The sequence below is a fragment of the Microbacterium sp. ISL-59 genome, assembly GCF_018613945.1.
Taxonomy (GTDB): domain Bacteria; phylum Actinomycetota; class Actinomycetes; order Actinomycetales; family Microbacteriaceae; genus Microbacterium; species Microbacterium oxydans_B.
In genome coordinates, this window is record NZ_JAGGPG010000002.1 from 1481931 (window position 1) to 1498805 (window position 16875).

A 16875-nucleotide genomic window follows, 5' to 3' on the forward strand; every position below is an offset into this window, starting at 1 on the left:
GAACTATTCCCGTCCGCAGCGATCCGAGGGGTGCCATGAGAGAGCCTCCCACCTGTGACGGAATCGGCGTTGACTGGATTCACACGATAGAAGGAGCAGTAAGAATGCGTGGAGTAGTCATGTACGCCCCCGGCGACGTCCGGGTCGAGGAGCGCGAGAAGCCGACGATCACCCGGGCGACGGATGCCGTCATCCGGCTCGCCGCGACCTGCATCTGCGGGTCCGACCTGTGGCCGTACCGCGGCGACGACAACGTCGATCACACCCCGATGGGGCACGAGTACGTCGGCGTCGTCGAGGAGATCGGCGACGAGGTGCAGACCCTGAAGGTCGGCGACTTCGTGGTCGGGTCGTTCATGGCCTCGGACAACACCTGCGAGATCTGCCAGGCGGGCTACCAGTCCCGCTGCGTGCACGTGGTCCCGATGGGGAAGTACGGCACGCAGGCCGAGTACTCGCTCATCCCGCACGCGGACGGCACGCTCGTCGTCACGCCGGGGCAGCCCGACGCCGACCTGATCCCCTCCCTGCTCGCGGCATCCGACGTCCTCGGCACGGGCTGGTTCGCGGCGGTCGCCGCCGAGGCCGGACCCGGCAAGACCGTCGCCGTCGTCGGTGACGGAGCGGTGGGACTGCTGGGCATCCTCGCCGCCCGCGAACTCGGGGCCGAGCGCATCATCGCGATGAGCCGGCACGCCGACCGGCAGGCGCTGGCGCGCGAGTTCGGAGCCACCGACATCGTCGAAGAACGCGGAGACGAGGGTGTGGCGCGCATCAAGGAGCTCACGAACGGGCTCGGCGCGCACTCGGTGATCGAGGCGGTCGGCACTCAGGAGTCGATGATGCAGGCGATCCGTTCGACCCGTCCCGGCGGGCATGTCGGCTACGTCGGTGTCTCGCACGACGTGGCACTGCCCGGCGAGGAGCTGTTCTTCTCCGGCGTGCACCTGCACGGTGGCCCCGCTCCGGTCCGGCGCTTCCTGCCCGAGCTGATCCAGCTCATCTGGGACCGCAAGATCGACCCCGGCAAGGTGTTCGACCTCACCCTCCCGCTCGAGGACGCCGCCGAGGGCTATCGCGCCATGGACGAGCGTCGCGCCACCAAGGTGCTGCTCACGGTCTGACGACCGGGCTGACCTCGACCCGCTGACGCCCTGCCTCGGGCGGAGATCTACCTGTCGGGCGGAGGATCTACCGGAGGTTCTCCGCCCGGGGCGTGGTTCTCCTCCCGACGCGGCGGCTGTTGTGCGGCCTCTTCGGTCACCTGCCCCTGCCGCCGCTGCCCCTGCCGCCGCCGCCGCACGAGCTTCAGCTCGCTGGCGAGGATCCCGAGCACGACGAGCGCTCCGCCGATGAGCGCGGTCGCGGGCAGTCGCTCGCCGGCGATGCGCCCGATGATGCCTGCCCACACCGGCTCTCCGGCGTAGATGATGGTCGCGCGGGTGGGAGAGACCGACTTCTGCGCCCAGTTCATGGTCAGCTGGATCAGGCAGCTCGCCGCACCCAGCCCCACCGCGCAGCCGACCCAGATCCACGAGAACTCCGGCACGCCCTCGCCCACCACCGGCATCGTGAGCAGCCCCAGCACCCCGGCGGTCAGCAGCTGGATGACGGTGATGCGGCCCAGGTCGATCTTCCCGGCGAACAGGCTGATCAGGATGATCTCGGCCGCGATGGGCAGGGTGCTGATCATGGTCGCGATCTCGCCCGCGCCGAGGGTGAGCGCGAAGGCGTCGGGCCCGGCGATGAGCAGCAGTCCCACGAACGCCAGTCCCGCACCCACGAACGCCATCGCCGGCGGTCGCTTTCGGAACACGGCCCACTGCGCGAACGGAACCAGCGGCACGTACATCGCGGTGATGAAGGCAGAGGTGCTGCTGTCGATCGTCTGCAGCCCGAGCGTCTGCAGCCCGTAGCCGAGGTAGATCATGACGCCGACCGCGACGCCCGCGCCGATGTCGCGCCAGCGGATGCCGCGCAGCACACGGCGGAAGATCACGACGCTGATCAGCCCCGCGATGAGGAACCGGATGCCGACGAAGAACCAGGGACCCGAGTGCTCCATCGCCCAGTGCACGAGCAGGAACGTGCCGCCCCACACCGCGGTGATCGCGATGAGCGCGGCTTCCTGCGGGCGCAGGCGCATCCACCGAAGACGAGAGGGCATCGCTGCCCCTTTCTCGACGTTGCCGGATCGAGCTTAGTCGCGCGGATCGGGACGGGAGAAGACGGCCCCGAACCGGATGCTGCGGCAGACTCGGTAGCCTCGCAGGATGAGCGACTTCGTGAGTGCATCCGAGCTGAACGACCTGCTGAGCCGAGGCGCGCCGGTGCGTGTGATCGACGTGCGGTGGCGGCTGGATCGACCCGAGGCCGGGCATGACGATTACCTGACGGGCCACATCCCCGGTGCCGTGTTCGCCGCGCTCGACACGGAGCTCTCGACCCACGGCGAACCGTCGGAGGGGCGGCATCCGCTGCCGTCGACGGCCACCCTCCAAGCCGCGGCTCGTCGCTGGGGAGTCCGCGCTGGCGACACCGTCGTGGCCTACGACGACTTCACGGGCATCTCGGCGGCGCGCGCCTGGTGGCTGCTGCGCCAGGGCGGCGTCGATGTGCGCGTGCTCGACGGCGGCATCCGGGGCTGGCAGGCCGAGGGGTTCGAGGCCGCGACCGACGATGTGGTGCCCGAGCCGGGCGATGTCGTGCTCGACGAGATCGGCGGCGACGCGCTGTCGATCGACGAGACCGCCGCATTCCCGGAGTCGGGCGTGCTGATCGACGCGCGAGCGGCCGACCGGTACCGCGGCGAGTCGGAGCCGTACGACCCGGTCGCCGGACACATCCCCGGCGCGCGCAACCTCCCCGAACCCGTGCACTTCGATGCGGAGGGCCGGATCCTCGACCGCGAGACGATCCTGGCGTCCTTCGCCGAGATCGGGGTGACGCCCGGCACGCCGGTCGCCGCCTACTGCGGATCCGGCGTCACGGCCGCCCACACCGCACTCGTCCTGCACGAGGTCGGCATCGACGCGCGGGTCTTCCCCGGCTCGTGGAGCCAGTGGTCCAACACTCCCGGTCGCCCGGTCGCCACGGGAGATCAGCCCGGCTGACCCTCTCGCGGGCCGAACCCCCAGTGCAGCGCGAGCGCGCCGGGGCCGAACGCGCGACGCACCAGGTGCACCGATGTGCCGCGGGTGAGCGGCACGTCGGTGACGGTGACCCCCTCGGGGGTCTCGACCCGTTCCTCGCACCAGTCCGGCACGGCATCCGGGTGGAACCGGGTCCACACCAGCAGCTCTCTGGCTTTCTGCGCCAGGGCGTGGCCGGTGTCGCGCATCGGCGGATACTCGGGCGGATACGTCACCGACCACTCGACCATCGCGGTGTCCGGTGCGGTGAGCGGCACGTCGAGTTCGAAGAGCACCCCGTGCACCTCGCCGTCGGGGTGCGAGTAGCGCGCGGTGATGCGTCCGCCCGACACCGCGCTCAGGATCGGCGCCGGGGTGCTGACCCCTGGCGTGATCTCGAGGAACGGGATGGCCGTGATCGTGCCGATCGTGGACTGCACGATGCTCCGGGTGATGCTGAACGCCACGTTGCCGTCGGCATCGACGTCGGTCACGGAGTGGGTCGTCAGCTCGCGCGAGGTGTCGGGGTACGACGCACCCAGCGCGCTGAAGGCGACCATGACCGCACGTTCGAGTTCCTCCTCGTCGAGGGGGAACTGATTCGGCCCGAGCGGACCGGTCCGGTTCGTGGGGCCGAGGTGTCCGCGCAGCGCCCCGGCATCGAGGCAGAGGAGGTCTTCGATGTCGGCGAGCGCGGCGAGCGACTGCGCGCCTTCCGGGCGGCGTGCCCCCGAGCGCCAGTAGCTCAGCGTGGCCATCGACACGCGGTTCCCGCGCAGGTTGAGCTGCTGATGCAGCCACGACAGCGTCACGTGCCTCGCGTTGATCGCGTCGCGCAGAGCCGCCGCGAAAGCATCGGATCCGGACCTGCGTTCGTCATACTCGTAACTCATCACAGCCCCCGTCCGGTATGTGAAGACCACCGCCCTAAAGTGAGCATACGACCGCACGCGCGCACCTCAGGGGACCGGGTGGGCATGTGGGGTCACTTGGCCGTCATCGCAGGCAGGGTGCCCGACCCTGCGAAGACCGGTCTGACGCAGTGATGCCCCCCTTGCTGCGTACGTCGTGAAGCCCGGCAATCGATCTGGGGAGATCAGCCGGGCTTCACGAATCCTCCTCCGCACACCCGCGGGCGCTGCGGCTCCGCGCCCCCGCGTAGACTGGGAGGAACACCCCGGAGGACTCTGGACCGTCATGTCTGCCCCTGCTCGCGCATTCACCATGCGCCACGTGCAATTGCTGCGCGCGCTGTTCGCCGCCGTCGCCGCACTGATGATCACGTTCTCATCGGACCACTCCGCTCCGATCGGCCTCTCGGTCTTCAGCGGCTTCGTCTTCACCACCGCGCTCGTGCAGCTGCTCGCGGCCTGGCTGGTGCTCCCGGCGGGCTCGCGCTGGTCATACATCCTGCTCGCCGCGCTCGGCGTCGTCGCCGGTGGTGCGAGCGGCATCCCGGCCTGGCGATCCGACGATCTGTTCTTCATCGTCGTCTCCTCCTGGGCGATCGTGAGCGGCGGCATCGAGATCCTCGCCGGCATCCGCTCGCGTCGTACCGCTGATCCGCTCTCGCGCGACGCGATCACCGTCGGCGCGCTGGGCGTGCTGCTGGGCATCGTCCTGCTGCTGATCCCGGCCGGATTCCTGCAGGAGTACACGATCGAGAAGGCCGGCACGTTCGTGCTGTCCGGCATAATCCTCGGTGTCGGCATGTTCGGCGGCTACGCGGCGATCGTCGCGGTCTTCCTCGGCATCGCCGGGCTCACCCCGAAACGGGTGGATGCCGCCGCCGCGGTCACCGAATCGAACGACAGCGCCGCGCCTGCGGAGCACGGAGGAGAGCGATGAGCGACGAGAAGCCCACCCGTCGGGACATCCTGCGCCCGCTGCACCTGCTGCTGATCGCGCTGGGCTGCGGCGTCTTCGCCATGGTGGTCACGCTCGTCTCCACCGGGGCCTTCACGCTGCGTGTGAACACGGCGATCGCGAACGGCACCTACGACGGACTGACCCCGGTGGCGCTCGGGCTCGTGGTCGGCGGTGGGGCGTTCATCGTCACACTGCTGATCCTGGCGATGCTGATCCTCGCGGTCGACCCGGCCGACGTCACCAAGACCATCGACCGTCCGGTGCTGTACGACCCGGAGCCCGAGGGCGAGGCGGAGGGCGACGAGCCCGGCCGCACGTCGTCGTCCTGAGGACTCCGCCGCGCCGGTCCTGACGGGCTGGGGGAGCGGCTCAGCGGGCGGGCAGATCCATGCCGGCGAGGCGCGCCGGATCGAGGATCGACACGACGTCGACCATCCTTCCGTCGACGATCGTGCACGACATCAGCGCGATCGGCCGGCCGCTCGGACCCCAGGCGAGGATGCCGGGCTCGCCGTTCACGCTGACTCGGCGGGCTTCGACGCGGGTGGGGTCGCCCCGGCGCACGGCACGGAGCACCTCGTTCGCGCCGACCTGGACGGACCGTCCGCGCGCCATGTGCAGGTGCCAGGTCATCTCCGGATCGAGCACGCGGAGCAGAGCGTCGAAGTCGCCGCCGCGAGCGGCCGCGAGGAACGCATCGACCACGTCGCGCCGCTGCTGTCGGCCGCCGTTGGGCAGCGGGACGCCCTGCACCTTGCGACGCGCGCGACTCGCGAGCATCTTCGCGGCATCCGTCGAGCACCCGATGATCGACCCCACCTCTGCGAACGGCACCGCGAACAGGTCGTGCAGCACGAAGGCGAGCCGCTCGTCGGGTCGCAGCGACTCGAGCACGACAACCAGAGCGAGGCCGAGCGTGTCGGCGACGACCGCCGCATCCTCCGGGCCGTCGGTGTCTTCGGTGACGACGAGTTCGGCCTCCCACACCTCGAGCGCCGACTCGGAGCGTGTCGCACGGCTGCGCAGGATGTCGATGCAGATCCGGCCGACGACCCGGGTGAGCCACCCTCCGAGGTTGTCGATGTGCTCCGTCTGCCGGTCCAGGCGGAACCATGCCTCCTGAACGGCGTCCTCGGCATCGGCGCGTGAAGAGAGCATGCGGGTCGCCAAAGCCAGCATCTTCGGCCGGTTCTTCTCGAACCCCGCGGTGAGGGAGTCTGTGTCCATCGCTGTTACCTCCGTGCTCGTCGATCCGTCATCACTGTGACGAGCCCGCACGGGCGAACGTAACGACGAAAGGACGCGATCGTGAACATCGCATTGTGGATCATCACCGGGGTGCTGGCCGTCGCCTTCGCGAGCGGTGCGGCCGGACAGCTGCTGCTCCCGAAGGAACGGTACCGCGCTCTCGGCCCGAGCCAGCACTGGGCGGACGATTTCAGCGCCGGGAAGATCAAGGCGATCGGCACGATCAAGCTGATCGGCGTCATCGGTCTGGTCGTCCCGCCGCTGGTCGGTGTGGCCGTGATCCTGTCCCCGCTCGCCGCGTGTGGGCTCGCGCTGCTGATGTCCGGAGCAGCCACGACGCGATTCCGCCGCAGTGAGTGGGGGTACATGGTCGGCGACGTGACCTTCCTCCTGGCCTTCGCGTTCGTCGCCTGGGGGAGGTTCGCCCTGGTTCCGTTCGAGTGAGTTCGGAATAGTCCCGGCGCCGCGGGGCTTGTCCCTGAAGTGACTGCCTCCGTCGACCGCGCCTCCATCGGACTCCGGTCGCCGAGAGGCCCCATCCTCGGTGCGCTGATGCTCGCGACCGGGCTGATCGCGATCGACGCCACGATCCTCGCCACCGCGGTGCCCAGCATCGTCCGCGATCTCGGCAGCTACCAGCAGTTCCCGTGGCTGTTCTCGGTGTATCTGCTGGCGCAGGCCGTGAGCGTCCCCATCTACTCCCGGTTCGCCGACACGGTCGGCCGCAAACCCATCATCCTGCTCGGCATCGCCCTCTTCCTCCTCGGCTCGATCCTCTGCGGCTTCGCGTGGAGCATGCCGGCGCTGATCGTCTTCCGCATCATCCAGGGCCTCGGCGCCGGTGCGGTCGCACCGATGGCCATGACGATCGTCGGAGACATCTACACGGTCGCCGAGCGCGCCAAGGTGCAGGGCTACATCGCGAGCGTGTGGGCGATCTCGTCCGTCGTCGGACCGGCGCTCGGCGGCATCTTCGCCCAGCTCGACGCGTGGCGCTGGATCTTCTGGGTCAACATCCCGCTGTGTCTGATCGCGGCGTGGATGCTGCAGATCAAGTACAAGGAGCAGAAGCAGACCGAACGGCACCGGATCGACTACGCGGGAGCCGTGCTGCTCACGGTCGGGTTGACCGGCCTGATCCTCGGGATGCTGGAGGGCGGCAACGCCTGGGCGTGGATCTCCGTCCAGAGCGCGCTGTGCTTCGGGATCGGCATCGTCGCTCTGGTGCTCTTCGCGATGGTCGAACGCCGCGTCGCGGAGCCCATCGTCGACCTCCGCCTGGCGGCCAGGCCGCTGATCCTGACCACCACCCTCGTCTCGCTCGGGGTGGGTGCGCTCATGATCGGCGTCACCAGCTTCGCGCCCGCCTACCTCGAGGGCTCGCTGGGCATCGCGCCGCTGCTGTCGGGTCTGGCCGTCGCGGCGTTGACGCTCGGGTGGCCGATCGCCGCAGCGAACGTGGGGCGCCTGTATCTGCGCATCGGGTTCCGTCGCACCACACTCATCGGGATGAGCATCGCCTCGGTCGCGGCGATCGTCCTCGCGTCGGTGTCGGCCTGGCCGAACCCCTGGGTGCTGTCGCTGATCGCGTTCGTCCTCGGGTTCGGGCTCGGGTGGAGCGCCGCGCCGACGCTCATCGCCGCGCAGTCCTCCGTGGGGTGGGGCGAGCGCGGAGCCGTGACGGGCATGAATGCGTTCGCGCGGTCAGCGGGCAGCGCCGTGGGCGTCGCGGTGTTCGGGGCGATCTCGAACGCGGCCATCGCGCAGGGCGCCGGTCCCGACGACCCCGACACGATCATCCACGCCTCGGTCTGGGTATTCGTCGCGGTCGCCGTGACCGCGCTGCTCACGCTGCTCGCCGCCGCCTTCATGCCGAAGGACAAGGTCGAGGACCACTCCGGGGAACCCGCGGCCTAGATCGCTGGACCGGGCTGGGTCAGCGGGCGAGGCGCTCGGCGATGCCGGTGTACGTGGCCGGAGTCAGCGCGAGGAGGCGCTGCTTCGCGGCATCGCCGATCTCGAGCCCCTGCACGAACTCGGCGAGGTCGGCGGCGCCCACCCGGTGACCGCGCGTGAGCTCTTTGAGCAGGGCGTACGGGTCGGTGATCGTGGACCGACCGGCGACGACCTCGGCACGGATGACGGTCTGGATCGCCTCGGCGAGCACCTCCCAGTTCACGTCGAGGTCGGCCAGCAGCACGTCGCGCGAGAGCGAGATCGCATTGAGGCCACGGCGCAGGTTGTCGAGCGCGAGCAGCGAGTGCCCGAACGCGACGCCGATGTTGCGCTGCGTGGTGGAGTCGGTGAGGTCGCGCTGCAGGCGGCTGGTGACCAGGGTCTGACCGAGCGAGGCGAGCAGGGCACCCGAGATCTCGAGGTTCGCCTCGGCGTTCTCGAAGCGGATCGGGTTGATCTTGTGCGGCATCGTCGACGAACCGGTGGCACCGGCGACCGGGATCTGCGCGAAATAGCCGAGCGAGATGTAGGTCCAGATGTCGGTGGCGAGGTTGTGCAGGATGCCGCCGGCGTGACGCACGCGGTCGTACAGCTCGACCTGCCAGTCATGCGACTCGATCTGGGTGGTGAGGATGTTGAAGCCGAGTCCGAGGCCCTCGATGTACTCGCGGGCGATGGTCGGCCAGTCGGCGTCGGGGTCAGCCGCCAGGTGCGCCGACCAGGTGCCGGTCGCGCCCGAGAACTTGGCCAGGTACTCGGATGCCGCGATCTGGCCGCGCACGCGCTCCAGGCGCCACGCGAAGACCGCGATCTCCTTACCCATGGTCGACGGGGTCGCGGGCTGGCCGTGCGTGCGCGAGAGCATCGCGGCGTCGGCGTGCTCGACGGCGAGTTCACGGAGCTTCGCGATCACGGTGTCGAGGGCCGGCAGCCAGACCTCCTCCACGGCGCGCTTCACGGTGAGCGCATACGACGCGGAGTTGATGTCCTCGCTGGTCGCGGCGAAGTGCGTGAGCTCGGCGATGGCGTCGAGCCCGAGCGTCGAGAGGCGGTCGCGCACGAGGTACTCGATGGCCTTCACGTCGTGCTGGGTGACGGCTTCCTTCTCGGCGAGCCAGTCGATCTCGGCCTGCCCGAAGTCGCGGTACAGCGCACGCAGGCGATCCTTGTCGGCATCCGAGAGCGGAGCCGTCTCGAACAGCGAGCGGTCGGTGAGGGCGATCAGCCACTCCACCTCGACCTCGACCCGTGCGCGGTTGAGCCCCGCCTCGGAGAGGAAGTCGGCGAGACCGGTGACGGCGCCGCGGTAGCGACCGTCGAGAGGGCTCAGGGGCTGCGGCGGGAGCGAAGGCTGGAAAGTCAGGGGAGTCCTCCTGATGAGGCCCCGAAGGTTCGGGGCGAGCGGGGGAGACGAAGAGCGGGTTCGAGCTGGCGGAACAGGCCCCGAGTCGCCGCCTCAATCATACCGAGCACCGAATCGAACATCGCCGCCCCCGCGTAGTACGGGTCGGGGACGTCGTGGGTGGAGGCGTCCGGGTCGAACGCGAGGAGCAGCGTGACCTTGCCCTCCTCGTCCTCGTCGTGCGCCCACTCCCGCAGGATGCGCTCGTGGGTGCGGTCGAGCGCGACGACGAGGTCGTTGTCGGCGAAAGCCGCGGCGGTGAACTGGCGCGCCCGATGCCGGGAGCCGTCGTAGCCGCGCCGGGCGAGGGAGTCGATCGTGCGGTCGTCGGCGCGCTCGCCCAGATGCCAGTCGCCGGTGCCGGCGCTGCGCGAGACGATGCGCGAGCCGAGTCCCTGCCGCTCGGCGAGGTCGCGGAAGACGACCTCGGCCATGGGAGAGCGGCAGATGTTCCCCGTGCAGACGAAGATCACGCGGAAGGGATCCGGGGATGTCACAGATACATTCTGCCCGCCTCCGGCGATCCTGCACAGCGCGGGGTGCTCAGGCGCGCCCTCTCTGCACACCGAGATCCGGCTTTCCTCTCTCCACCGACCGCGGGAATCCGGTCGGGCCCGGAGCCGTCGAACGCAGAGGCTGAGAGCCATGTACTCCCTCGCGCAGAATCATGCCATCGCCTCCGACGCCAGCTGGGTCTGGATGCTGACCAGTCGCGAGATCGGCACGGCGATCTCGCTGCTCGAAGACGCCGGAGCCGTCCTGGTGTCGCTCGTCGACGCGTCGGATTGGCAGTCCGAGGGGTTCCGCGCCCTGCATGAGCGGCTGGCGCGACTGCGCGAAGACTGCGGTGCCGAGATCGGGCACCTCCGGGTGCGTCAGTGGGAGCTGAACGCCGGAGGAGCGGAATGAGCGGGCTGGACATCGAGCACGGCGGGGTGATCGCCGTCGACACCGAGCAGTTGCGCGATATCGGTTCCCGCATACGCACGGTGGTGATGCAGTGCGAGGAGGTCCGGACCGCGATCGTCCGCGCGGGTGCGCTCCTGGCCTCTGCGCCGGAGGCCGCCCCGCAGGTCGATATCGGTGCGCTGCATCGCAGCGGGGAAGGTGTGGAAGCGCTGCGGGCGGAGCTCGACGACGCACGCGCGGGCACCCTCCTGATGGCGGACGCGTTCGAGGTGGTGGAGCTTCGGGCGAAGGCGGAGGCGCTCACCCTCGCGGATGCCGCGGCCGCGAGGACGATCCAGGCGCGCATCGATCGGCTCATCGACGGCGATGCGCGCATCGGAGTGATGGCCGACTGGCTGGTGGCCGACTGGGCGGGGCGACGCCACGGAGGGATGCCCGAGCCGATGGGCATCTTCGGGATGCTGCCGTCACTGCTCTTGGCCGGAGCGTTCGCCGGCCTCACGTCCACACTCGGGAAGGTGCCGTCGGGAGCTCGGCTCACGGGGGCGGCCGACCCCGTGCGCGTGACTCCGACTGCCACGTCGACCCCGGCAGGTGCGCCGAAGGGCGTGGCGGGCGCACTGAAGCGCCTGCCGTCGACAAGTGCGCAGGTGGCGGTCGAGAAGTACACGATGCCCGACGGCGCGACCCGCTACGTGACCTACGTCAAAGGCACCCAGAACTCGGTGCCGTGGGAGGGCGGCGAAGAGGATCCGTGGGACATGAAGTCGAACGTGGAGCTCTATCAGGGGCAGCGGTCGGCGTCGTATCAGGCGACCGTCGACGCGCTGGCCGCCGCGGGCGCAGAGCCCGGAGACCGTGTGGACATCGTGGGGTATTCGCAGGGCGGGATGATCGCGGCGCACCTCGCGATGGAGAGCGGCTACGACGTCGCGTTGCAGCTGACGGCGGGAAGCCCGCAGGAGTCGTCGCTCGACGACGGCCAGACTCTCATCCAGCTCTCACACTCCGACGACGTCGTCGCGAAGCTCGCCGCGGGGGGATCGGCCACGGGCACCGGTTCGCCCGACAGCTTCACCGCGACACGCGAGGTCGACCCGCAGGACGGCGTGTTCGACCTGTCGCTGCAGCCGCACGCGATCGAGGCCTACATCGAGACCGCGCAGATGGTGGATGCCTCGTCCGATCCGCGTGCCGAGGCGCTCGACGCGTACTGGCGGGAGCTCGGCGATGCCGTCGAGATCGAACGCACCGAGTTCCATGCCGAGCGGGTGAAACAGTGACCGTGGCGGCTGGTGTATCCGAGGTGTACCGTGCGTGTATGGCTCGCACGAACATCGACATCGACGAAGAGCTCGTCCGGGAGGTCATGCGCAGGTACGACCTCTCCACGAAGAAGGAGGCGGTCGATCTCGCCCTCCGCAGGCTCGTCGGCGTGCCTCTCACGAAGGACTTCCTCCTCGGCCTGAAGGGCACGGGCTGGAGCGGAGACCTCGATGCGATCCGCGACGATCCGCCGTCGCCGTGGGGCGACGCGTGATCCTCGTCGACTCCTCCGCGTGGATCGCCTACCTTCGCGGGGTCGACGCACCGGTCGTCGAGCGACTCGACGGACTGATCGCCGCCGGCGCGGACATCGCGATCACCGAGCCGGTGATCATGGAGCTGCTCGCCGGAGCGCGGCGACCGCAGGAGCTCTCGAGGGTGGAGGCGCTCGCGAACGGGCTGCCACTCGCACCGCTGCACGCGGTCACCGACTTCCGAGACGCGGCAGAGCTCTACCGAGCCTCGGCGGCCGACGGCCACCCGATCCGCAGCATGATCGACTGCCTGATCGCCGCCGTCGCGATTCGCCGTGACATCCCGCTCCTGCACGGCGACCGCGACTTCGAGTTTCTCGCCGAGATCAGTCCGCTTCGCCTCGACGTTCCGGCGTAGTCGCCGGGCTCAGCCGCGCCGGGCTCAGTCGCGGCGGGCGGCCTTCTTCTGCGGGCGCAGGATGAAGCCGAAGATGCCGTTGATCACCGAGATGATGAGCGCGGCGAGCACGCCCCACCAGAAGTCTCCGACCGTCAGGCCCCAGCCGAAGCCGCTCGTGATCCACGCAGTCAGCCACAGCAGGAACCCGTTGATCAGGAAGCCGATCAGGCCGAACGTGATGATGTAGAGCGGGAACGCGACGATCTTCACGACCGTGCCGATGATCGTGTTGACGATGGCGAAGATCGCGGCCACCGCCAGCAGCGTCAGGACGACCTGCAGGGTCTCGCCGGGCGGGAACGCCCTGATCGTGACCTGGAGGGCGGGGATCAGCGTGACGACCCAGATGGCGAAGGCGTTGACGACGACGCGGATGATGAAGCGCATAGTCCGACCAGTGTCGCACGGACGCCGGCGAGAGTCAGCTGCGAGCGGTGCTCACGGGAATGCGGTTCGCGCGAATACGTCGCTCAGACTCGTCGAGATCGATCGCACCGGAGGCCACTCCGACGACGAGGTCGAATGCGTCGTCGGTGGTGAAGCGGTGCTTCCATCCGTTGATCCACAGGAACGCGACGAGGCTCGTCCACGCCGTCCGCTTGTTCCCATCGAATAGCGGGTGATTGCGCGCCAAGGATTCGAGGAGAGCAGCAGCTTTTCGGTCGATGGTCGCGTATGCGTCGTCGCCGAAGAGTGATGCGGAGGGTCGAGCGAGAGCCGAAGCGAGCAGTCCGGCATCGCGGACATGGAAGCCGAGTCGTTCGACGATCTGAAGGCCGTCCGCCAGAGTGAGGTACTCGGTCATGCGTCTTCGAGGCGCTCGAGCAGGGCTTTGTCATTGTCGAGCACGAAGTCGACGGCGGAATCCACGAGAGCCGAGCGGCTCGTGTCATTCGCGAACCGCTCCGCTGCTTCGATGATCACCGCGTGCTTCGACGTATGCCGCGCACGCGCGATCGCCTCGAGTCGTGCATCGAGTTCTTCCGGGAGTCGCACCGTCATCGCCATACCAAAATGGTATCACCGCACTTCTCCGCCCGACAGGGTGCCTGCCGCGCCATCCTGACCTGTGCCGCTCCCTCGTAGACTCGACCCGTGACCGAGCCGATCCTGCCCCGCATCCGCCCCGCCATCGCCGCCCTTGCGCCGTACCGGCAGGGCAAGCAGGCAGGGCCCGACGCGTTCAAGCTCTCCAGCAACGAGAACCCGTTCGATCCGCTGCCGTCGGTGCTCGAAGCGCTGCAGCACACGACGCCGATCAACCGCTACCCCGACGCCACCGCCGGTCGTCTGCGCGAGCGCCTGGGCGCGCGCTACGGCGTCGGCCCCGAGCAGGTGCACGTCGCCTCCGGCAGCGTCTCGATCCTGCACCAGCTGATCCTCGCGACCGCCTCCGTCGGCGACGAGGTCATCTACGCCTGGCGCTCCTTCGAGGCGTACCCGAGCCTTCCGCTCGTCGCCGGCGCGACCGGGGTCCAGGTGCCGCTCACCGCCGACTCCCGCCACGACCTCGACGCGATGGCGGATGCCGTCACCGAGCGCACGCGCGCGATCATCCTGTGCACCCCGAACAACCCGACCGGGCCGATCATCACCTCGGCCGAGTTCGCGGCCTTCGCCGAGCGCGTCCCGAGCGACATCCTGATCATCCTCGACGAGGCGTATGCCGAGTTCGTCACGGCACCGGATGCGGTCGACGGTCTGGCCGAGCGCGCGTTCGAGCAGCACCCGAATGTCGTGGTGCTGCGCACCTTCTCGAAGGCCTACGGTCTCGCCGGCCTCCGCATCGGTTACGCGATCGGGCACGAGAAGGTGCTCGATGCCGCACGCACCACGGGAATCCCGCTCTCGGTCACGTCCGCTGCCGAGAACGCCGCCATCGCGAGCCTCGATGCCGAGCCCGAACTCCTGGAGCGCGTCGCCGTCATCGTCGAACGGCGCACCCGTCTCGTGGAGGGACTCCGCGCGCAGGGCTGGGACGTCCCCGACTCCCAGTCGAACTTCGTGTGGCTGCCGGCCGGTGAGCGCACCGACGAGGTGGCTGCCGCGTTCGTCGAGAACGACCTCGTCGTGCGTCCGTTCTCGGGCGACGGCATCCGCATCTCTGTCGGCGAGGAAGCCTCCCTCGAGCGCGTGCTCGAGGTCGCCGCCTCGGTTCGCTGATCCGCGCTCGCCGCGGCTTTCCGCGGTTTTCTCCGGCTTCCGGGCAGTTACGAGGGCGTCCTAGGTATGCGTGACCGGGCATGCCGACGCGGGTAGCGTGAGAGCGTGACCACCCCCGAGACCCCCCTTGTGAGCGTTCTGGACGAGACCGGACGGTTCGCGCCGTCCGCCGCCGCCGAGCGATACCTTCCGCTGATCGAGGCCATCAGCGACGCGGAGCTCGAGCAGTTCTACCGCGACATGGTCGTCATCCGCGCGATCGACACCCAGGCGACGAACCTGCAGCGGCAGGGGCAGCTCGCCCTGTGGCCGCCGAGTCGCGGGCAGGAGGCGGCGCAGGTCGGCTCCGGTCGTGCGGCCCGTGCGCAGGACACGATCTTCCCCTCGTACCGCGAGCACGCCGTCACCCGCATCCGCGGCGTCGACCCGGTCGACATCATCAAGCTGATGCGCGGCGTCTCGCACGGCGGATGGGACCCGACCGACCCGAAGAACGGCAACACGCGGCTCTACACGCTCGTGCTCGGCTCGCAGGTGCTGCACGCCGCCGGCTACGGGATGGGCCTCGCCTTCGACGGCCGCACGGGCACCGGTGACGTCGACCGCGACGAAGCCGTCATCACCTACTACGGCGACGGGGCCTCCAGCCAGGGCGACGTGCACGAGGCGATGGTCTTCGCCGCGAGCTACCAGGCGCCGACCGTCTTCTTCCTGCAGAACAACCACTGGGCGATCTCGGTGCCGGTGTCGACGCAGTCGCGCGTGCCGCTCGTGCAGCGCAGCGCCGGCTACGGCATCCCGAGCGTCCGTGTCGACGGCAACGACGTACTCGCCAGCTACGCCGTCTCGCGGGTGGCGCTCGACGAGGCCCGCGCCGGCAAAGGCCCGCAGGCGATCGAGGCCGTCACCTACCGTCTCGGCGCGCACACCACGAGCGACGACCCGACGAAGTACCGCGGCAGCGACGAGGAGCAGTACTGGGCCGGTCGTGACCCGATCGTCCGGATGCGCGCGTTCCTCGAGAGCCGCGGAGCGTCCGCGCAGCTGTTCGCCGATGTCGAGGCCGAGGCGGCGGACGCCGCGGAAGACCTTCGCGCCCGCAGCGTCGAGCTCGGACCGCCCAGCGTCGACAAGATGTTCGACCACGTGTACAGCGAACCGCATCCGCTGATCGATCAGCAGAAGGCCTGGCACGCGCAGTACGAGGCGTCGTTCGAAGGAGAAACCCGATGACCCTCGAGACGATGCCGCTCAGCAAGGCCCTGAACGCGGGGATGCGCAAGGCGATGGAGAACGACCCGAAGGTCCTGCTCATGGGCGAGGACATCGGCAAGCTCGGCGGAGTCTTCCGCGTGACCGAGCACCTGCAGCGCGACTTCGGCGACCGTCGGGTGCTCGACACCCCGCTCGCCGAGTCCGGGATCGTCGGCACCGCGATCGGCATGGCGATGGTCGGCTACCGCCCGGTCATCGAGATCCAGTTCGACGGCTTCGTGTTCCCGGCGTTCGACCAGATCACCACGCAGCTCGCGAAGCTCACCAACCGGCACGAGGGCGCGCTCAGCATGCCGATCGTGATCCGCATCCCCTACGGCGGGCACATCGGCGCGGTCGAGCATCACCAGGAGAGCCCGGAGGCGTACTTTGCGCACACTCCCGGCCTGCGCGTGGTGTCGCCGTCGACGCCCAACGACGCGTATTGGATGATCCAGGAGGCGATCGCCTCGAACGACCCCGTGATCTTCATGGAGCCGAAGAGCCGCTACTGGCAGAAGGGCGAGGTCGATCTCGACGCTTCCGCCGTTCCCCTGCACTCGTCGCGCGTCGTCCGCACGGGCAGCGACGTGACCCTCGTCGGCCACGGCGCCATGGTCACCACGCTGTTGCAGGCCGCCGCGCTCGCCGAAGCCGAGGGCACGAGCTGCGAGGTCGTCGACGTGCGCTCGCTGTCGCCGGTCGACTACGAGCCGATCCTCGACTCGATCCGCAAGACCGGACGCATGGTCTACGCGCAGGAGGCGCAGGGCTTCGGAAGCATCGGCGGCGAGATCGCGGCCACCGTCATGGAGCGTGCGTTCTACGCACTCGAGGCTCCGGTGCTGCGCGTCTCCGGCTACGACACCCCGTTCCCGCCGGCGAAGCTCGAGGGCGTGTACCTCCCGGATGCGGACCGCATCCTCGAAGCCGTCGACCGTTCACTGGCCTACTGACCGCCCG

General features: G+C 69.3%; 21 protein-coding genes. 13 read left to right on the plus strand and 8 right to left on the minus strand.

The genetic code is table 11. The features are described 5' to 3' along the window. Window positions 1-104 precede the first annotated feature (104 nt). Window positions 105-1124 carry a zinc-dependent alcohol dehydrogenase family protein gene (locus tag J7E45_RS11205; RefSeq protein WP_215069196.1) on the plus strand — a complete coding sequence of 340 codons (1020 nt, stop codon included), beginning with the start codon at window positions 105-107 and terminating at the stop codon, window positions 1122-1124. Between the two features lie 47 nt (window positions 1125-1171). On the opposite strand, the gene J7E45_RS11210 is transcribed toward J7E45_RS11205, so the two are convergent. Next, the gene (locus J7E45_RS11210; protein WP_251053621.1) at window positions 1172-2167 is read right to left on the minus strand and encodes a DMT family transporter; all 996 of its coding nucleotides are present in this window, start codon (window positions 2165-2167) and stop codon (window positions 1172-1174) included. Between the two features lie 106 nt (window positions 2168-2273). Here J7E45_RS11210 and J7E45_RS11215 point away from each other — a divergent pair, with 106 nt between their 5' ends. Further along, window positions 2274-3113: a sulfurtransferase gene (locus J7E45_RS11215; RefSeq protein ID WP_215069198.1), complete on the plus strand. Its 840-nt coding sequence runs from the start codon at window positions 2274-2276 to the stop codon at window positions 3111-3113. On the opposite strand, the gene J7E45_RS11220 is transcribed toward J7E45_RS11215, so the two are convergent. Continuing rightward, window positions 3101-4024 carry a hypothetical protein gene (locus J7E45_RS11220; protein ID WP_215069200.1) on the minus strand — a complete coding sequence of 308 codons (924 nt, stop codon included), beginning with the start codon at window positions 4022-4024 and terminating at the stop codon, window positions 3101-3103. The genes J7E45_RS11215 and J7E45_RS11220 overlap by 13 nt on opposite strands. Window positions 4025-4328: 304 nt before the next feature. Here J7E45_RS11220 and J7E45_RS11225 point away from each other — a divergent pair, with 304 nt between their 5' ends. Together J7E45_RS11225 and J7E45_RS11230 are read left to right on the plus strand one after the other, a co-directional pair. After that, window positions 4329-4979: an acyl-CoA synthetase gene (locus J7E45_RS11225; RefSeq protein ID WP_215069202.1), complete on the plus strand. Its 651-nt coding sequence runs from the start codon at window positions 4329-4331 to the stop codon at window positions 4977-4979. Beyond that, window positions 4976-5329, plus strand: a complete 354-nt coding sequence (locus tag J7E45_RS11230) for a hypothetical protein (RefSeq protein WP_091032210.1) — start codon at window positions 4976-4978, stop codon at window positions 5327-5329. Before J7E45_RS11225 ends, J7E45_RS11230 begins: the two co-directional genes overlap by 4 nt. A 40-nt stretch (window positions 5330-5369) precedes the next feature. Here J7E45_RS11230 and J7E45_RS11235 read toward each other — a convergent pair whose 3' ends face one another. Then, window positions 5370-6227: a sigma-70 family RNA polymerase sigma factor gene (locus J7E45_RS11235; RefSeq protein WP_215069204.1), complete on the minus strand. Its 858-nt coding sequence runs from the start codon at window positions 6225-6227 to the stop codon at window positions 5370-5372. 81 nt (window positions 6228-6308) lie between these two features. On the opposite strand from J7E45_RS11235, the gene J7E45_RS11240 reads away from it, so the two are divergent. Beyond that, window positions 6309-6692, plus strand: a complete 384-nt coding sequence (locus tag J7E45_RS11240; protein ID WP_215069207.1) for a DoxX family protein — start codon at window positions 6309-6311, stop codon at window positions 6690-6692. 39 nt (window positions 6693-6731) lie between these two features. After that, window positions 6732-8165: an MDR family MFS transporter gene (locus J7E45_RS11245; protein WP_215069209.1), complete on the plus strand. Its 1434-nt coding sequence runs from the start codon at window positions 6732-6734 to the stop codon at window positions 8163-8165. 19 nt (window positions 8166-8184) lie between these two features. On the opposite strand, the gene purB is transcribed toward J7E45_RS11245, so the two are convergent. Beyond that, complete coding sequence (purB, locus tag J7E45_RS11250) at window positions 8185-9567, minus strand: adenylosuccinate lyase (protein ID WP_215069785.1); 1383 nt, start codon at window positions 9565-9567, stop codon at window positions 8185-8187. Next, window positions 9564-10103, minus strand: a complete 540-nt coding sequence (locus J7E45_RS11255; RefSeq protein WP_029264367.1) for a low molecular weight protein-tyrosine-phosphatase — start codon at window positions 10101-10103, stop codon at window positions 9564-9566. The genes purB and J7E45_RS11255 overlap by 4 nt, the downstream gene beginning before the upstream one ends. A gap of 148 nt (window positions 10104-10251) precedes the next feature. On the opposite strand from J7E45_RS11255, the gene J7E45_RS11260 reads away from it, so the two are divergent. From J7E45_RS11260 to J7E45_RS11275, 4 genes are read left to right on the plus strand one after another with little or no spacing between them, the layout of a single operon-like run. Beyond that, a complete protein-coding gene (locus J7E45_RS11260) occupies window positions 10252-10515 on the plus strand; it encodes a hypothetical protein (RefSeq protein ID WP_215069211.1) in 264 nt (87 codons plus the stop codon). Further along, window positions 10512-11798 (plus strand): hypothetical protein, encoded by a 1287-nt coding sequence (locus J7E45_RS11265; RefSeq protein WP_215069213.1) that lies wholly within the window; start codon window positions 10512-10514, stop codon window positions 11796-11798. The genes J7E45_RS11260 and J7E45_RS11265 overlap by 4 nt, the downstream gene beginning before the upstream one ends. Before the next feature lie 38 nt (window positions 11799-11836). Continuing rightward, on the plus strand, window positions 11837-12055 hold the full coding sequence (locus J7E45_RS11270; protein ID WP_167381565.1) for a type II toxin-antitoxin system VapB family antitoxin: 219 nt from the start codon (window positions 11837-11839) through the stop codon (window positions 12053-12055). Further along, window positions 12052-12453, plus strand: a complete 402-nt coding sequence (locus tag J7E45_RS11275) for a PIN domain nuclease (protein ID WP_215069215.1) — start codon at window positions 12052-12054, stop codon at window positions 12451-12453. Before J7E45_RS11270 ends, J7E45_RS11275 begins: the two co-directional genes overlap by 4 nt. A 24-nt stretch (window positions 12454-12477) precedes the next feature. Here J7E45_RS11275 and J7E45_RS11280 read toward each other — a convergent pair whose 3' ends face one another. Genes J7E45_RS11280 through J7E45_RS11290 form a run of 3 tightly spaced genes read right to left on the minus strand, consistent with a single transcriptional unit; the run spans window position 12478 to window position 13503 of the window. Next, window positions 12478-12882, minus strand: a complete 405-nt coding sequence (locus J7E45_RS11280; RefSeq protein WP_029264370.1) for a phage holin family protein — start codon at window positions 12880-12882, stop codon at window positions 12478-12480. A 34-nt stretch (window positions 12883-12916) separates the two neighbouring features. After that, complete coding sequence (locus J7E45_RS11285; RefSeq protein WP_105711712.1) at window positions 12917-13300, minus strand: type II toxin-antitoxin system death-on-curing family toxin; 384 nt, start codon at window positions 13298-13300, stop codon at window positions 12917-12919. Continuing rightward, a complete protein-coding gene (locus J7E45_RS11290) occupies window positions 13297-13503 on the minus strand; it encodes a ribbon-helix-helix protein, CopG family (protein ID WP_215069217.1) in 207 nt (68 codons plus the stop codon). The genes J7E45_RS11285 and J7E45_RS11290 overlap by 4 nt, the downstream gene beginning before the upstream one ends. 87 nt (window positions 13504-13590) lie before the next feature. Here J7E45_RS11290 and J7E45_RS11295 point away from each other — a divergent pair, with 87 nt between their 5' ends. From J7E45_RS11295 to J7E45_RS11305, 3 genes are all read left to right on the plus strand, one after another. Then, the gene (locus J7E45_RS11295) at window positions 13591-14658 is read left to right on the plus strand and encodes a histidinol-phosphate transaminase (RefSeq protein WP_215069219.1); all 1068 of its coding nucleotides are present in this window, start codon (window positions 13591-13593) and stop codon (window positions 14656-14658) included. Between the two features lie 105 nt (window positions 14659-14763). Then, a complete protein-coding gene (pdhA, locus tag J7E45_RS11300; protein WP_215069221.1) occupies window positions 14764-15891 on the plus strand; it encodes a pyruvate dehydrogenase (acetyl-transferring) E1 component subunit alpha in 1128 nt (375 codons plus the stop codon). Beyond that, window positions 15888-16868: an alpha-ketoacid dehydrogenase subunit beta gene (locus tag J7E45_RS11305; RefSeq protein WP_215069223.1), complete on the plus strand. Its 981-nt coding sequence runs from the start codon at window positions 15888-15890 to the stop codon at window positions 16866-16868. Before pdhA ends, J7E45_RS11305 begins: the two co-directional genes overlap by 4 nt. Window positions 16869-16875: the final 7 nt, after the last annotated feature.

Coding starts and splice junctions, on each gene's coding strand:
- J7E45_RS11205 (WP_215069196.1), top strand. CDS start 105: ATGCGTGGAGTAGTCATGTACGCCCCCGGCGACGTCCGGGTCGAGGAG.
- J7E45_RS11210 (WP_251053621.1), bottom strand. CDS start 2,167: ATGCCCTCTCGTCTTCGGTGGATGCGCCTGCGCCCGCAGGAAGCCGCG.
- J7E45_RS11215 (WP_215069198.1), top strand. CDS start 2,274: ATGAGCGACTTCGTGAGTGCATCCGAGCTGAACGACCTGCTGAGCCGA.
- J7E45_RS11220 (WP_215069200.1), bottom strand. CDS start 4,024: ATGAGTTACGAGTATGACGAACGCAGGTCCGGATCCGATGCTTTCGCG.
- J7E45_RS11225 (WP_215069202.1), top strand. CDS start 4,329: ATGTCTGCCCCTGCTCGCGCATTCACCATGCGCCACGTGCAATTGCTG.
- J7E45_RS11230 (WP_091032210.1), top strand. CDS start 4,976: ATGAGCGACGAGAAGCCCACCCGTCGGGACATCCTGCGCCCGCTGCAC.
- J7E45_RS11235 (WP_215069204.1), bottom strand. CDS start 6,227: ATGGACACAGACTCCCTCACCGCGGGGTTCGAGAAGAACCGGCCGAAG.
- J7E45_RS11260 (WP_215069211.1), top strand. CDS start 10,252: ATGTACTCCCTCGCGCAGAATCATGCCATCGCCTCCGACGCCAGCTGG.
- J7E45_RS11265 (WP_215069213.1), top strand. CDS start 10,512: ATGAGCGGGCTGGACATCGAGCACGGCGGGGTGATCGCCGTCGACACC.
- J7E45_RS11270 (WP_167381565.1), top strand. CDS start 11,837: ATGGCTCGCACGAACATCGACATCGACGAAGAGCTCGTCCGGGAGGTC.
- J7E45_RS11280 (WP_029264370.1), bottom strand. CDS start 12,882: ATGCGCTTCATCATCCGCGTCGTCGTCAACGCCTTCGCCATCTGGGTC.
- J7E45_RS11285 (WP_105711712.1), bottom strand. CDS start 13,300: ATGACCGAGTACCTCACTCTGGCGGACGGCCTTCAGATCGTCGAACGA.
- J7E45_RS11290 (WP_215069217.1), bottom strand. CDS start 13,503: ATGGCGATGACGGTGCGACTCCCGGAAGAACTCGATGCACGACTCGAG.
- J7E45_RS11305 (WP_215069223.1), top strand. CDS start 15,888: ATGACCCTCGAGACGATGCCGCTCAGCAAGGCCCTGAACGCGGGGATG.